This window comes from Pseudomonas sp. UME65 (assembly GCF_014170225.1).
Taxonomy (GTDB): Bacteria; Pseudomonadota; Gammaproteobacteria; order Pseudomonadales; family Pseudomonadaceae; genus Aquipseudomonas; species Aquipseudomonas protegens.
The window spans coordinates 34401-50389 of the sequence record NZ_LZZQ01000005.1 but is presented as its reverse complement, the minus strand read 5'-3'; the positions used below and the strand labels follow the sequence as shown (position 1 = coordinate 50389).

Below are 15989 nucleotides of genomic sequence, written 5' to 3'. Positions count from 1 at the left end.
CGCTTTTTGCGTAAAAAACATCAGGAGACAGCATGTCCACTTTCGATGACCTCAAGGATTGCCCCTCTTGGCCCGAAGACTTCGCCCGGCGCTACCGCCAGGCCGGCTACTGGCGCGACGAAACCTTTGGCGACCTGCTGCGCAGCGCCGCCCAGGCCTTTGCCGAGCGTGAAGCGCTGACCGAGGGCGAGCAGCACCTGAGCTACCGGCAACTGGACCTGCGGGTCGACCAACTGGCCGCCGGCCTGTACCGGCTGGGTCTGCGGGCCGGCGACAACGTGGTGCTGCAACTGCCCAACAGTGCGGCCTTCGTCGAAGTCTGCTTTGCCCTTTACCGCCTCGGGGTGCGGCCGATCTTCGCGCTGCCGGCCCACCGGCACCTGGAAATCGGCCGCTTCTGCGAGTTCGCTCGGGCCCGGGCCTACTTCTGTGCCGACCGGGACGCCAGCTTCGACTATCGGGCCATGGCCCGCGACCTCAAGGACCGCAACCCGCAGCTGGAGTGGGTGGTAGTCGCCGGCGAGGCCGAGGAATTCACGGCCTTGCACAGCCTGTATGAGCCTGCGCCTGCGCGCACCTTCCCGTCCCCCAGCGCCGACGCGGTGGCCTGTTTCCAGCTCTCCGGCGGCTCCACCGGGGTGCCCAAGCTGATCCCGCGCCGGCACCACGAATACCTCTACAACCTGCGGGCCAGTGCCGAGCGCTGCGGCCTGTCCGAGGCCAGCGTGTACCTGGTGGCGCTGCCCATGGCGCACAACTTTCCCATGTGCTGCCCAGGGTTCATCGGCACCTTTTCGGTGGGCGGGCGGGTGGTGCTGAGCCCCTCGCCGAGCCCGGAAGTCTGCTTCGAACTGATCGAGCGCCAGGGGGTGACCCACACCGCGCTGGTGCCGCCCCTGGCCCTGGTCTGGCTGGAAGCGGCCCAGGCCCGCGGGCGTGGCCTGGTGCCGTTGCAACTGCTGCAAGTGGGCGGCGCCAAGCTCAGCTACGAGGCCGCAAGGCGCATCGAACCGGTGCTCGGCTGCCGCCTGCAGCAGGTGTTCGGCATGGCCGAGGGGCTGATCTGCTACACCGACCCCGAGGACCCGCCACAGCGGGTGCTGCACACCCAGGGCCGGCCGCTGTCGCCGGCGGACGAAATTCGTGTGGTGGACGAGCACGACCAGCCGGTGCCGGTGGGGCAGGTGGGGCAGTTGCTGACCCGCGGCCCCTACACCATCCGCGGTTACTACCGTTACCCCGAGCACAACGCCCAGGCCTTCACGGCCGATGGTTTCTACCGCACCGGCGACCGGGTCATGCTCACTGCCGACGGCTACCTGATGGTGGAAGGGCGCGACAAGGACCTGATCAACCGCGGGGGCGAAAAGATCGCTGCCGAAGAAGTGGAAAACCTGCTGCTCAGCCACCCGTCGGTGGCCGACATCGCCCTGGTGGCGATGCCTGATGCCTTCCTGGGCGAACGCACCTGCGCCTTCGTCATCCCCCGCGGCACCGCGCCCCGGGCCCCGGAACTGCTGCGTCACCTAAGGGCCCAGGGCCTGGCGGCGTTCAAGCTGCCGGACCGCTTCGAGTTCATCCCGGCCTTCCCCCAGACCGGGGTCGGCAAGGTCAGCCGCAAGCACCTGCGCGAGGCGATCCAGGCCCTGTACTTCGGCGCCCAGGCCGAACCCCTGGAGGGAAGTGGCGCCCGTGGCTGAACGACAAGGACTTTGCGACCTGTTGCACCCGGTGCGCGGGCGCCTGCTGGCGGCCATGCTGCTGCAGGCCCTGGCGGCGCTGGTGGGGCTGTTGCCGTTCATTGCCGTGGCCGAACTGGCGCCGCTGCTGCTGACCGGCGAGCTGGATGCGCAGCGTGCGCAGTTCTGGCTGCTGGCCGGCGCCGCCGCTTTGCTCCTGCGCCTGCTGGGGCTGGCGGCGGCATTGCAGATCACCCACCTGGCCGACAGCGACCTGCAACGCCAACTGCGCCAGCGCATCGCCGCGCACCTGGCACGGGTGCCCCTGGCCTGGTTCGGCCAGCAGCGGGAGACCGCCGAACGGGCCTTGCTGGATGATGTCGGCGCCCTGCACCAGTTGGTGGCGCACCTGCCCAACAACCTGGTGGCGGCGCTGGTGGTGCCCCTGGCTAGCCTGGTCTACCTGCTCACGGTGAGCCTGCCCATGACCCTGGTGGTGCTGCTGCCGCCATTGCTGGCGCTGTGGCGCTTGCGGGTCATGCGCACCCCGGCCTATCAGGCCGAGCGCCAGCGCCTGGGGGCGGCCCTGGGCGACCTGTCCACCGCGACCCTGAACTTTGTGCAGAGCATCGCCATGGTCAAGTCGTTCGGCCGTGCCGAGCGGGTGCAGGCGGATTTCGTCAGCGCGGTGCAGGGTTTCGGGCGTTTTTTCTCCCAGTGGGTGGAGCGCTGGGCGGGCCTGGGGGCGAGTGTCGAGGTGCTGCTGTCGCCCTTGCTGGTGCTGGCCCTGGTGCTGGTGGCCGGGGTGGCGCTGACGGCGGCCGGCTGGCTGCACCCGGTGCAACTGTTGCCGTTCGCCCTGCTTGGCCCGGCCCTGGCGGCGCCGGTGGCGGCATTGGGGCATGGCGCCGATTCCCTGGTCCAGGGCCGGGCGGCGGCGCAGCGCATCAGCACCGTGCTGAGTACCCCGGTGCAGGCGCAGCCGGCATTTTCCCGGGAGCCCGAGGGGCATCAGGTGATCTTTGATGAAGTGGCTTTCAGCTACCCCGACGGCACCCAGGTGCTGCACGGCATCGACCTGTGCCTGCAACCGGGGACCCTGACCGCCCTGGTGGGGGATTCGGGCGCTGGCAAGTCGACCCTGGCCACCTTGCTGGCGCGCTTTGCCGACGTCAGCGCCGGGGCCATCCGCATCGGCGGCGTCGACCTGCGGGACATGGACAGCGCGACTCTCTATCGCCAGGTGGCCTTTGTCTTCCAGGACGTGCGCCTGCTGCGCAGCAGCGTTCTGGACAACCTGCGCCTGGGGCGTCCCGAGGCCACGCTGGCGGAGGTCGAGGAGGCGGCCCGGGCGGCGCAGATCCACAGTCGTATCGCCGCCTTGCCCCAGGGTTATCACACCCAGCTGGGCAGTGGCGTGCAGCTCTCCGGTGGTGAAGTGCAGCGCCTGGGCATTGCCCGGGCGATGCTCAGCCAGGCACCGATCCTGGTGCTGGACGAAGCCACCGCCGCCAGCGACCCGGAGTCCGAAGCGGCGATCCAGCAGGCGTTGTCGCGGCTGGCGGCGGGGCGCACGGTGCTGGTGATCGCCCATCGCCTGAGCAGTATCCAGGATGCCGACCAGATTGCCGTGCTGCAGGCCGGGCGACTGGTGGAATGCGGCCGGCACCAGGCCCTGCTGGAGCAGCAGGGGGTGTATGCCGGGCTGTGGGCGGCGCAGCAGTTCTGCGCCGTGGAAACGGCGGGGGAGCAGGCATGATTGGCGCACTGTTACGCAGTTTGCAGCCGGCCGAAGCCAGCCTGCTGCGCCGGGCCTTGCTGGCCATGGCCACCAGTGCCCTGGCCCAGGGCGCGGCGCTGGCCCTGTTGCCCATGGCCTTTGCCAGCCTGTTCGATGCCGCTGCCGGGCAGGCGCCGTGGCGATGGGCCGGGGCCTTTGCCGGTTTCGCGCTGCTGTGCCTGGGGTTGCGCCGGCATGCGCAACTGGCGGGCTACCGCGCGGGCGCCGCGGCGGCCCAGTCGTTGAACCTGCGCATCGGCGAACAACTGGTGCGCCTGCCCCTGGAGTGGTTCGTCGAGCGCCGCGGCGCCGAGCTCAATCGGCTGGTGACCCACACCGTACTGCAGATCATGAGCACCCCGGCGCACCTGTTGCAGCCCATGGCCAACGCCTTGCTGACGCCCCTGGCGCTGCTTGTGGCGCTGTTCTTCTATGACCGCACCATGGCCCTGGCGGCCCTGGCCAGCGTGCCCCTGCTGCTGGTGTTCTACCACTGGGGCGTGCGCTGGGGCGGCCAGGCCGAAAGCCGCAGTGAGGCGGCGGCCAACGAGGCGGCGGCGCGGGTCCTGGAGTTCCTGCGCCAGCAGCCGCTGCTGCGTGCCAGTGGCCGCACCGGCGAAGGCTTCAGCCTGCTCACCGAGGCCTTGCAGCAACAGCGCCGGGCCCAGCGTCGGGCCCACTGGCGGACCTTTCCGGCGGCCCTGGGGCTGGCGGTGGTGCTCCAGGCCGGCTACACCGCGATGCTGCTGTGCGGCCTGTATGCAGTGCTCGGTGGCAACCTGGGAGTGGCCCAGTACCTGGCGCTGGCGGTGCTCGCCACCTGCCTGGTGGAGCCCATGGGCACCCTGGTCAACCTCGGCACGACCTTGCGCCAGACCCGCCATGGCCTGAACCGTTTGCGCCACTTGTTGCGCCTGCCGGCGCTGCCGGAGCCGAGCCTGCCCGAGGAACCCCGGGGGCATCAGGTGCAGGTGCGCGACCTGGGGCTGGTGCGCCAGGAGCAGGTGATCCTGCAGGGCATCAGCTTCGAGCTGGCGCCGGCCTCGCTGAACCTGCTGGTGGGCGCCTCCGGCTCCGGCAAATCGAGCCTGCTGCGCCTGCTGGCGCGGTTCAGCGATGTCGATAGCGGCGCCATTTTGTTGGGTGGTGTCGACCTGCGCCAACTGTCCGCCGCGCAGCGCGATCGTTCCATCGCCCTGATGTTCCAGGACTGTCCGCCGCTGGCTGCGAGCCTGCTGGACAACCTGCGCCTGGGCGGCCCCGAGGCCAGCGACAGCCAACTGATGGACGCCGCCCGCGCCACCGGCCTGGACCTTGTGGCCCAGCGCCTGCCCCAGGGCTGGCAGACCCGGGTCGGCGAGGGCGGCGTCAGCCTCTCCGGGGGCGAGCGCCAGTGCCTGGCCCTGGCCCGGGTGCTGCTCAAGGACGCCAGCCTGATCCTGCTGGACGAACCCACCGCGGCCCTCGATGCCATCAGCGAGGCCCGGGTCAACCGTTGCCTGCTGCAACTGGCGCGCAAGCACACGGTGCTGCTGGTGACTCACAAACCGACCCTGGCCCCCAGCGCCGGACAGATTCTCCTGCTGGAGCAGGGCCACCTGGCCCAGCGCGGTACCCACGCCCAACTGATGGCGGCCCCGGGCCGTTATCGCGAGCTGTTCCACGAGCGCGAGGCGATCAACCGCTGGCGCCTGCGCCAACCCCCTTCCGTACCCCAAAGGAACGTCCACCATGACCGATAACCCAGCACTGGCACGCGCTCATCCAGCGCACGCCAGCCTGAGTCATTCACCCCAAGGACTCTGCGAAGGCATTGCCCGGCTGCTCGGCTACAGCGCCGAGGATCTTGAACCCCAGGCCTCCCTGATCGAGCAGGGGCTCGACTCGGTGAGCATCATGCGCCTGCCGGCGCTGCTGGCCGCCGAAGGCGTGGCCCTGAGCTTCGCCGAACTGATCCAGCAACCGACCCTGGACGCCTGGTGGGCGCTGATCGAGGCTCGTCGTGGCCTCGCGGCGCCGCGCCTGCAGGCTGTGGCCAGCGCTCCTGCCAACAGCGATTTCGCCCTGACCCCACTGCAACAGGCCTACTGGTTCGGCCGCGATCCGGGCATGCCCCTGGGCGGCGTCGGCTGCCACCTGTACCAGGAACTGGACGGCCATGGCCTGGAGCCCCAGCGCCTGGAGCAGGCCCTGCGCCGCCTGTGCCAGCGCCATCCGATGCTGCGGGCGTGCTTTATCAGCGACACCTGCCAGCGCATCCTGCCCCAGAGCCCCTGGCCCGGGCTGACCGTCCACGACCTGCGCCAGGCTTCCTGCGTCGGGGCTGCCGAGGCCCTGGAACAGATCCGCGAAAACCTCTCGCACCGGTGCCTGGAGGTCAGCCGCGGGCAGGTATTCGATGTGCAGTTGAGCCTGCTGCCCGAAGGTCGTAGCCGCCTGCACCTGAACATCGACCTGCTGGTGGCTGACGTGCTCAGCATTGGCATCCTGCTGCGCGACCTGGCGCTGATCCATGCCGGCCAGGAGCACAGCCTGCCGACCCTGGACTGGAACTTCGCCGACTACCTGCGGGCCGAACAGGCGGCGCGCGTGCCACTGCTGGCGGCGGCCCGGGAGTATTGGCTGGAGCGCCTGGAAGAGCTGCCGGACGGCCCGCAACTGCCCCTGGCCCAGGAACCGCAGAACGCCGGCACTGCGCGTTTTCGCCGCCTGGCCATGCGTCTGGACCAGGGGCAGTTGCAGGCCCTGGAGCAGCGCGCCCGGCAGCACGGGCTGACCCTGGCCAGCGTGCTGGCCTGCGCCTATGCCCAGGTGCTGGGGCGCTGGAGCGCCAGCCAGCATTTCCTGCTCAACGTGCCGCTGTTCAATCGCCAGGAACTGCACCCGTGCGTGCCTCATCTGCTGGCGGACTTTTCCAACCTGGTGCTGCTGGAGGTCGACCAGCGCCAGCCCGCGCCCTTCAGCCAGCAGGCCCTGGCGTTGCAGGCTCAATTGCACCGCGACATCGCCAACAGCGCCTGGCCCGGGGTCGAGGTGCTGCGCGAGCGGGCGCGGCTGCGCCAGGGCGGTGGCCAGGGCGCGCCGGTGGTGTTCGCCTGCAACCTGGGCCCGGCCTTTGTCGACGCCACCTGCCGCGAGCAACTGGGCGAACCGGGCTGGGCGCTGTCGCAGACGCCCCAGGTCTGGCTCGACCACCAGAGCTACCCGCTGGCCGACGGCCTGCTGCTGAACTGGGACGCGGTGGACGCGCTGTTCCCCGAAGGCCTGCTGGACGAGATGTTCGACGCCTACCGCGCCTTGCTGTTGTGGCTGTGCGCCAACGACTGGCAGCAGGTGGCGCCCTTGCCGCTGCCGGCGGCGCAACAGCAGCGCCGCCAGCAGGTCAATGCCACCGCACACGCGACCCCGGCGCAGCTGTTGCACCAGGGCTTTTTCCAGCAGGCGCGCCTGAACCCCGAGGCCGTGGCGCTGATCTGCGAGCAGGGCAGCCTGAGCTACGCCGAGCTCGCCCGGCAGGCCCTGCAACTGGCCGGGGCCTTGGGCGAGTGGGGCGTGCAGCCGGGTGACGCGGTGGCGATCACCTTGCCCAAGGGCCGCGACCAGGTGGTCGCGGTGCTGGGGACCCTTGCCGCCGGGGCGGTCTATGTGCCGGTGGGCATCGAGCAGCCGCCGGCGCGCCGCGACATGATCTACCAGCGCGCCGGGGCGCGGGTGGTGATCACCGATCAGGCCCACCGCGAGGGCGGTATCTGGCTCGCCGAACTGCGGGTGGTGACCCTGGCCCAGGCGCTGGTCGCACCGGCGCTGGGGCAACCCCTGGAGATGGCGGCGGATGCCCTGGCCTACGTGATCTTCACCTCGGGCACCACCGGCGAACCCAAGGGCGTGGAACTGTCCCATTGGGCGGCGATGAACACCGTCACCGCCATCAACCGGCGCTACCAGGTGAGCGCCGAGGATCGGGTGCTGGGGGTCTCGGCCCTGGATTTCGACCTGTCGGTGTACGACCTGTTCGGCCTGCTGAGTGTCGGCGGCGCCCTGGTGCTGCCGGCGGACGGGCTGCGCAAGGAGCCCCGGGAATGGCTGCGGCTGATCCGCGAGCAGCGGGTGAGTGTGTGGAACTCGGTGCCGGCGCTGCTGGACATGCTGACCCTGCAAGTGCGCGACGACGGCGGCCTGGGAGCCTTGCGCCTGGCTATGGTCTCCGGTGACTGGGTCGGCCTCGACCTGCCACGGCGCCTGGAGCGGGCGGCGGGCCACCGCGTGCCGTTCGTGGCCCTGGGCGGCGCCACCGAGGCGGCGATCTGGTCCAACTACCAGGACGTGGCGCAGGTGCCCGGGCACTGGCGTTCGATCCCCTACGGGCGGCCCCTGGACAACCAGTGCTTCCGGGTGGTGGACAGCCAGGGCCGGGACTGCCCGGACTGGGTGCCCGGCGAGCTGTGGATCGGCGGTGCCGGGGTGGCCGCCGGCTATCGCGGCCTGCCGACCCTCAGCGCCCAGCGCTTTGTCGAGCACGAGGGCCGGCGCTGGTATCGCACCGGCGACCAGGGCCGCTACTGGGCCGACGCCAGCCTGGAGTTTCTCGGGCGCCTGGACCATCAGGTCAAGGTCCGCGGCTTTCGCATCGAGCTGGCAGAAATCGATGTGGCCCTGGAGCGCCACCCGGCCATCGACCGCGCGCTGAGCCTGGTGCTGCCCGGCAGCGAAGCCCAGCTGGCGGCGGTGCTGCTGGCCCGGGAGCCGCTGCCCGAGCCCCAGGCCCTGCGCCAGTGGCTGGGGCAATGGCTGCCCGAACACATGCTTCCGGACCTCTGGCTGAGCCTGCCGGAACTGCCCCTGAGCACTAACGGCAAGGTCGATCGCGCGGCTTTGCTGTGGCTGCTGCAGGAGCAGCGCCGGGGCATCCAGCCGCAGAGTGCCGAGCCGCCGCAAGGGGAATGGGAAGAGGCCGTGGCCGCGCTCTGGCAGGAGCTGCTGGAGGTGCCGCAGGTGGGCCGGCACCAGGGCTTTTTTGCCCTGGGCGGCAACAGCCTGCTGGCGGCCCGGTTGATCGAACGCATCGCCCGGCAGTTCCAGCTGGAACTGTCGCTCAAGGATTTTTTCAACGCGGCCACCGTGGCCCTGCAGGGGCAGTTGCTTGCCTCGCGCCGGGAACAGCGGCCCGTCAATCAGAACGCAATGGTGGAGGGCGTGTTATGACGCTGCAGCAACTGCAACAGGATCTGCAACAACTGGGTGTGGAGCTCTGGGAAGAACAGGGTCGCTTGCGCTATCGGGCCCCGGCCGGGGTCATGGACGAGGCGCGCCTGCAACAGCTGCGCGAACACAAGGAGGCGCTGCTGCAACAGCTGCAAGCGGCGCAGATGCCGACCCTGGAGGCCGACCATTCGGCCCGGGAAGAACCCTTCCCGCTGACCGACGTGCAGGCCGCCTACCTGCTGGGCCGCACCACGGCTTTCAGCTACGGCGGCGTGGCCTGCCACGGCTACCTGGAGTTCGCCCAGAAGGACCTGGACCCGGTGCGCCTGGAGCAGGCCTGGAACCAGTTGATCGCGCGTCACGAGATGCTGCGGGCCGTGGTCCTGGAGGAGGGCTACCAGCGCATCCTGCCCCAGGTGCCGCATTACTCCATCGCCCGCCACGACCTGAGCCGGGACGACGGCAGCGCCTTGCAGGCCTTGCGCGAGCGCATGGAACTGCGCCGTGCACCGCCCCAGCAATGGCCGCTGATCGAGCTGTGCGTGAGCCAGGGCCGCGACACCTCGCGCTTGCACCTGTCAGTGGACCTCTTGGTGTGCGACTACCAGAGCGTGCGCATGCTGCTGGCCGAACTGCAGCAGCTGTACCGCGGCGAGAGCCTGCCGGCGCCGACGCAGATCAGCTTTCGCGACTATGTGCTGGGTGAGCGCCGCCTGCGCGAGCAGCCGCGCTACCAGCGTGATCGCGACTACTGGTGGGCGCGGGTCGACAGCCTGCCGGGTGCGCCGGAACTGCCATTGCTGGGGCCGCCCAGCGGGCCGCGCTTCCAGCGCCGGGCCATGGGCCTGGAGGCCCGGGACTGCAATGCCTTGCGCCTGAACGCGGCGGCGGCCGGGGTCGGTGTGTCGGCGGCAATCCTCTCGGCCTATGCCGAAACCCTGGGCCGCTGGAGCCGGCGCGGGCACTTCTGCCTGAGCCTGACCCTGCTCAATCGCCTGTCCCTGCACCCCCAGGTGGATCGCCTGGTGGGGGACTTCAGCTCGGTGGAACTGCTGGAAGTGCAGACCCTGCAAGGTGGCAGCTTCGGCCAGCGCAGCCAGCAGCTGCAGGAGCGCCTGTGGCAGGACATGGACCATCGCCTGTGTTCGGGCATCGAAGTGCTGCGCGAGCTGGCGCGGCGCAAGGGCCAGGACGCGGCGCTGATGCCCTACGCCTTCACCAGCACCCTGGGGGCCGGCGGCGAGAGCGGCGGCGGGGCCTTCATGCCCGGTGCCGAGCTGGTGTTCGGCATCAGCCAGACACCCCAGGTGCTGATCGACTGCCAGGTCAGCGAGCGTGACGACGGCTTGGCGATCAACTGGGACATCCGCGAAGGGGTGTTCAGCGAGACCCTGCTGGATGCGCTGTTCGACACCTTCGAACGCCTGCTCAAGCGCCTGGCCCGGGAGCCCTCGGCCTGGACCCTGGATGACTGCCTGGAGTTGCCGGCGGCCCAGCGCCTGCAGCGCGAGCTGGTGAACCAGACTGCCGCGCCTTTGCCCTCCGGCCTGCTGCATGAGCCGTTCTGGCGCCAGGCCGCGGCTGCACCCGAGCGTGTGGCGCTGATCCAGGGCGCCGCGCAACTGAGCTACGGCGAACTGGCCGGGCGCGCCGAAGCCGTGGCCGAAGCCTTGCTCGACGCCGGCTGCCAGCCTGGAGAGCGGGTCGCGGTGTGCATGGACAAGGGCCTGGAACAGGTGATCGCGGTGCTCGGCATCCTGCGGGCCGGGGCCGCCTACCTGCCCCTGGACACCAACCAGCCCGAGGCCCGGCGCCAGTTGATCCTGGACAACGCCGAGGTCGCCCGGGTGCTCAGCCAGTCCTGGCTGAGCGACAGCCTGTGCTGGCCGGCGCGGGTGACCCAGGTGATCGCGGTGGACCAGGGCCCGCGGGCGGCACAACGGGCGTTGCCGAGCCTGGACAGCGACCCGCAGCAACTGGCCTACGTGATCTACACCTCGGGCTCCACCGGGGTGCCCAAGGGCGTGATGATCAACCATCAGGCGGCCCTCAATACCATCGTCGACATCAACCAGCGCTTTGCCATCGAGGCCCAAGACCGGGTACTGGCCCTGGCCAGCCTTGGCTTCGATCTGTCGGTGTACGACATCTTCGGCCTGCTGGCCGTGGGCGGCGCCCTGGTGCTGCCGGACCCGCAACGCCGCGCCGACCCTTCGCATTGGGCCGAGTGCGTCCGGGAACACGGGGTGACCTTGTGGAACTCGGTGCCGGCGCAATTGCAGATGCTCACCCACTACCTGCAGGCCGTGCCATCCATGGCCCCCGGTTCCCTGCGCCTGGCGCTGCTGTCTGGAGACTGGATCCCCCTGAACCTGCCGGCGGAGGCCGCCCAGCTACTGCCCGGGCTGCGGCTGATCAGCCTCGGCGGCGCCACCGAAGCGGCGATCTGGTCGATCTACTATCCGATTACCCAGGTCAACCCCCAGTGGCGCAGCATTCCCTACGGCATGCCCCTGGCCAATCAGCGCTTCATGGTGCTCGACGAGCAGGGCCGGGATCGCCCGCAAGGGGTGGCCGGCGAGCTGTACATCGCCGGTAGCGGTCTGGCCCTGGGTTACCTGGGGGATGCCGAGAAAACCGCCGAGCGCTTTGTCGACCATCCGCGCAGCGGCGAGCGCCTGTACCGCACCGGCGACCTGGGGCGCTATCTGGACGACGGCCTGATCGAGTTCCTCGGCCGCGAAGATTTCCAGGTCAAGGTCCGTGGCCACCGCATTGAACTGGCGGAGGTGGAAAGCGCGCTGCTCAGCCATCCCCATGTGGAGTCCGCGGTGGTGGTGGCAGCGGGCGAGGGTGCCTTCGAGCGGCACTTGCAAGCCTGCCTGCGGGCCAGCCTGCGGGACACGCCGATCGCCTGGCCGGCGCAGTTGCAGGCGCGCACCCAGGCGGCGGCCGAAGCCGTGCGCGGCGGCTTGAGCGATGCCCTGGTGAGCGAGATGTCGGCCTGTGTCGAGCGCGCCGCACTGCTGTCCATGGGCCTGGCCCTGCAACGCCCCGGCTTGTTCGAGAGCGCCGGGCAGAGCCATGCCCTGGACGAGATTGTCGCGGCTTGCGAGGTGGCGCCGCGCAACCAGCGCTTGATCCGCCGTTGGCTGCAGGCCCTGGCCCGGGAAGGCCTGGTGCACCGGGACCTGCACACGGGTCGTTACTCGGGCCTGCAGGTATCGGCCGAGGAATACCGCCAGCAATGGCAGCGCATCGATGCCCTGGAACCGTCCGTGGGCTGGGGCGGCGAAGTCCTGCGCTACCTGCGCGAAAGCCAGGAGCAACTGTCGGCGCTGATGAGCGACCAACTGGACCCGCTGCACCTGCTGTTTCCCCAGGGCCGCACCGACACCGCCGAAGGCGCCTACCGCAAGAACCTGATCAGCCAGTACCTGAACCAGGCGGTGTGCGCCGCGGTGCAGGAGATCATCCGCCAGCGTCCGGCCGGCCAGCGCCTGCGCCTGCTGGAAATCGGCGCCGGGGTCGGCGGCACCAGCGCCGACCTGATCCCGGCCCTGGACGGGCTGGCGGTGGACTACCAGTTCACCGACCTGTCGCAGTTCTTCCTCAACGAGGCCCGGGAACATTTCGCCGCTTACCCCTGGGTCAGCTACGGGCTGTTCGACCTCAACCAGGACCATTGGGCCCAGGGCGTGGCCGCCAACTCCCTGGACGTGATCCTCTGCGCCAACGTGCTGCACAACTCGCGGCACGCCAGCCGGGTGCTGGCGCGTCTGCGGGAGATGCTGGCCCCGGGCGGCTGGCTGATCTTCATCGAGGCCACTCGCGACACCTACCAGATCATGGCGTCCATGGAGTTCAAGGAGGGCCTCACCGCCTTCGAGGATTTCCGGGCCGAACTGGACACCACCTTCATCCGCCGCGAGCAGTGGCAGCAGTTGCTGCTGGAGGCCGGAGGCGAGACCCCGCTGTGCCTGCCCGGGGCCGATGACGCCATGTCGCAGATCGGCCAGCACCTGTTCATCACCCGCTTCAAGAGCGAGCGCCAGGCCCTGGAGCCCGAGCAGATGCGGGCCCATCTGGCCCGGCACCTGCCGGAGTACATGATCCCGAGCCACTGGCAGATCCTCGATGAAATGCCCCTGACCGCCAACGGCAAGGTCGACCGCCAGGCCCTGGCGCGGATCGGCGTGGCCGGCCCCGAGCAGCAGGCCAGCAGCGGCGCGGCGCCCGTGGATGAGCTGGAACGCAGCATTGCCGAAGTCTGGCAGACCCTGTTACGGGTGCCGGCGGTGGGCCGTGACCAGGGCTTCTTCGAGCTTGGCGGCGACTCGCTGCTGGTGGCCCAGGTGGTGGGCCGCCTGCGTGAAGCCTTGCCCCAGGCCCGGCAGTTGCCCTGGAGTGACCTGCTGCGCCAGTTGATCAACCAGCCCACGGTGGCGGCCCTGGCCGATTACCTGCGAGGCCAGGGCGTGGAGGGCGATTCGCCGCTGGTGCGCATCAGCGACAAGGCCCAGGGCCCGACGCGGATCTTCGTCCACGACGGCAGCGGCACCCTGGCGCCGTACCGCGCGCTGTTTGCCGCCCTGGGGGAAGAAGCGCCCCTGGAAGGGCTGGTGCTCAACGATGTGCCGGCCTACCTGGCCCTGGAGCCGGCCACGGCGATCCGCCAGTTGGCCGAGCGTTATGCCGACACTCTGCAGGCCGAAGGCCGGCGCCAGGTGAGCATCGTCGGCTACTGCCTGGGCGGGCTGCTGGCCACCGAGCTGGCGGCGTGCCTGGCGGCGCGCTCCATCGAGGTGCTGCAACTGAGCGTGATCAGCAGCTACCGGGTGCCGTTCATGATTGAGGACGACCTCTTGGCCGAGTACGTGTTCGCCCGGGTGATGCAGGCCGATCCGCTGGCCCTGGGTTACCCCGAGGATGAACAGGCCATGGAACGCACCATCGCACGGGTGCTGGCGCAGACTCCGGGGCGTGTGCCCCAGGGTTCGCTGCTGGCCTTGAGCGAGGATGCCCAGTGCGCCCCGGCCCTGGCCTGCCTGCGGCGTCTGGCACACAAGACCCCGGAGCAGCGCCTGCAGGCCATTGCCGAGGCCATGCGCCACGCCGGTTCGCAACTGAGCGACCTGCACTGGCTGCGCGAGCAGTTGCAGGTATTGCGCCACAGCCTGGCCGCGGTAGCCCTGCACGAGGCCACGCCGTACCAGGGCGACATGCTGTTCATTCGCCAGAGCGGCGAGGTGCAGGTGCTGCCCGGCATGCACCGTGACATGAGCGCCTACTGGCAGGCCCTGTGCCTGGGTGAGCTGCGGGTAGTGGATGTGCCCGGGGATCATTTCAGTTGCATGCAGCAGCCCCAGGTGCAAGCCGTGGCCCAGGCCTTCGATGCACCTACCGAGGTGGCGGCATGAGGGCAGGGGTGATGGGGCTGGTCGGCGCTTACGGCAGCGTCGGCCGTCAGGTCGCGCAGTTGCTGGCCGGCAAGGTGGCACTGCGCCTGGGTGGACGCGATCCGCGGCAGGCCGAGCAACTGAACCAGCAGTTGGGGGCGCGCGCCGAGGTGCGCGCCCTGGACCTGTGGGAGCCACAGAGCCTGGCGGACTTCTGCGCTGGTTGTTCGCTGGTGATCAACTGCGCCGGGCCCAGCTACCGGATTCTCGATCGGGTGGCCCGGGCCGCCCTGGCCGCAGGCGCCGACTACCTGGATGTGGGGGGCGACGATCCACTCCATGAGCGGCTGGTGGGACAGCTGCCGGCGGGGCACCGGGTGCTGTTGTCGGCGGGCATGCTGCCGGGGCTCTCGGGGCTGTTTCCGCAACTGCTGGCGCAGTCCTTCCAGCGGGTCGATGCCTTGCGCTGCTATGCCGGTGGGCTGGGGTGCTTGTCCGCCACGGCTGCCGAGGATTTCCTGCTGAGCCTGGGCAACGGCTTCGGCCAGGCCCAGTGCGGCTGGTGCGAAGGGCAGGTGGTGCGCAGCACGGCAAGTGCCGAACAGGCATTGCAACGCGACTGGCTGCCACCGGCCGGGGTGCAGGCCTATCCGTACCTGAGCACCGAGCAGCAGCGCCTGTTCGGTGATGTACCGGTGCGCCACGGTCAGGGTTTCAACCTGTTCGAGGGCGGACAACTGGCGGCGGCCCTGCAACGTATCCAGGGCTCGGCGCCAGAGGCGCGGAGCAGCGCGCAGAACATCGCTGCGCTGGTGCAGGCCAGCGCCCTGGATGTGGCCGGGCGCCGGCCCTATCAACTGCTGGCGGTGGAAATCGACGGCCTGCGCGAGGGCCGCCAGCAGCAGGCCAGCGCCTGGCTGCGGGCCAGCGACGGCTCGCGCCTGACCGGCAGCGTCGCAGCCTTCTGTGCACTGCAGTGGGCGCATCTGCCTGAGGGGCTGCACTACGCCGCCCAGGTGCTGGACGCGACGGCCTGCCTGGAACAACTGCTGCGCTGGCTGCCGGATACCCGGGTGCACCTGCCCGACTTCGCCGCTGTGGCGCTGGCCGAGCCAGAGGAGGGCGTGCTGTGAGAAAGGTTCCCAGTGCCTGGCTGCGTCGTTATCCGCAGCCGCAACCGCCGCGCTGCCGCCTGGTGTGCCTGCCCCATGCCGGTGGCAGCGCGAGCTATTTCAACGACTGGCGTGGCCAGTTGCCGGCGGATGTCGAGCTGGTCAGCGTGCAGTACCCGGGGCGCGAAGAGCGCCTGAGCGAAAGCTGGCCCGGCAGCCTGGAGTGGATGGCGGGCACTATCACCCGGGCCCTGTCGGACCTGGTGGACCGGCCCCTGGTGCTGTTCGGCCACAGCATGGGCGCGGCCCTGGCCTATGAGGTGGCGGCGCGCATGCAGCAGCAGGGCTCGGCGCCACAACGGTTGATCGTGTCCGCGCACCCCGCGCCCCATCGCCAGCGCAGCGGCGAACTGCACCTGGGCCCGGACGAGGAGCTGCTGGCGGATGTGCGACGCCTGTCGGACGGTGCGTCGTCGCCCCTGGATGACCCGGCGCTGCGCGACCTGTACCTGCCGGCGTTGCGCAACGACTACCGGCTGATCGAGTGCTACCGCGGTGCGCCCGGCCGCGCCCTGGACCTGCCCCTGAGCGTGTGCCTGGGGGCCCGGGACACCGAGGTGGACCAGGACGAAGCCTACGCCTGGGCCGAGGTCAGCGCCCAGGTCACCGACTTCCAGGCCTTCCCCGGCGGGCACTTCTACCTGCGCGAGCAACAGGCCGAACTGTTGCGCCACCTGACCCGGCTGCTGGCCGGCCATGGCGAGCAGCCGTGGCAGTGCTGGCCCTCGACCCCATGAATTTTCCCTTGGTAGACCCC

Annotated in this window: 7 protein-coding genes; all 7 read left to right on the top strand. The window is 70.0% G+C overall.

What is annotated here, in order from left to right:
- Positions 1–32 precede the first annotated feature (32 nt).
- From A9971_RS03890 to A9971_RS03860, 7 genes are read left to right on the top strand one after another with little or no spacing between them, the layout of a single operon-like run.
- Positions 33–1700 carry a (2,3-dihydroxybenzoyl)adenylate synthase gene (locus A9971_RS03890; RefSeq protein ID WP_183001441.1) on the top strand — a complete coding sequence of 556 codons (1668 nt, stop codon included), beginning with the start codon at positions 33–35 and terminating at the stop codon, positions 1698–1700.
- Positions 1693–3438: an ABC transporter ATP-binding protein gene (locus A9971_RS03885; protein ID WP_183001440.1), complete on the top strand. Its 1746-nt coding sequence runs from the start codon at positions 1693–1695 to the stop codon at positions 3436–3438. Before A9971_RS03890 ends, A9971_RS03885 begins: the two co-directional genes overlap by 8 nt.
- Positions 3435–5201, top strand: coding sequence for an ABC transporter ATP-binding protein (locus A9971_RS03880; RefSeq protein WP_183001439.1), 1767 nt, complete (start codon positions 3435–3437; stop codon positions 5199–5201). Before A9971_RS03885 ends, A9971_RS03880 begins: the two co-directional genes overlap by 4 nt.
- Positions 5191–8661 carry a non-ribosomal peptide synthetase gene (locus tag A9971_RS03875; RefSeq protein ID WP_123430597.1) on the top strand — a complete coding sequence of 1157 codons (3471 nt, stop codon included), beginning with the start codon at positions 5191–5193 and terminating at the stop codon, positions 8659–8661. The genes A9971_RS03880 and A9971_RS03875 overlap by 11 nt, the downstream gene beginning before the upstream one ends.
- A complete protein-coding gene (locus A9971_RS03870) occupies positions 8658–14081 on the top strand; it encodes a non-ribosomal peptide synthetase (RefSeq protein ID WP_183001438.1) in 5424 nt (1807 codons plus the stop codon). Before A9971_RS03875 ends, A9971_RS03870 begins: the two co-directional genes overlap by 4 nt.
- Positions 14078–15193 carry a saccharopine dehydrogenase NADP-binding domain-containing protein gene (locus A9971_RS03865; protein ID WP_259652362.1) on the top strand — a complete coding sequence of 372 codons (1116 nt, stop codon included), beginning with the start codon at positions 14078–14080 and terminating at the stop codon, positions 15191–15193. Before A9971_RS03870 ends, A9971_RS03865 begins: the two co-directional genes overlap by 4 nt.
- Complete coding sequence (locus A9971_RS03860; protein ID WP_183001437.1) at positions 15190–15969, top strand: thioesterase II family protein; 780 nt, start codon at positions 15190–15192, stop codon at positions 15967–15969. The genes A9971_RS03865 and A9971_RS03860 overlap by 4 nt, the downstream gene beginning before the upstream one ends.
- Positions 15970–15989: the final 20 nt, after the last annotated feature.

Coding starts and splice junctions, on each gene's coding strand:
- A9971_RS03890 (WP_183001441.1), top strand. CDS start 33: ATGTCCACTTTCGATGACCTCAAGGATTGCCCCTCTTGGCCCGAAGAC.
- A9971_RS03865 (WP_259652362.1), top strand. CDS start 14,078: ATGAGGGCAGGGGTGATGGGGCTGGTCGGCGCTTACGGCAGCGTCGGC.
- A9971_RS03875 (WP_123430597.1), top strand. CDS start 5,191: ATGACCGATAACCCAGCACTGGCACGCGCTCATCCAGCGCACGCCAGC.
- A9971_RS03880 (WP_183001439.1), top strand. CDS start 3,435: ATGATTGGCGCACTGTTACGCAGTTTGCAGCCGGCCGAAGCCAGCCTG.
- A9971_RS03870 (WP_183001438.1), top strand. CDS start 8,658: ATGACGCTGCAGCAACTGCAACAGGATCTGCAACAACTGGGTGTGGAG.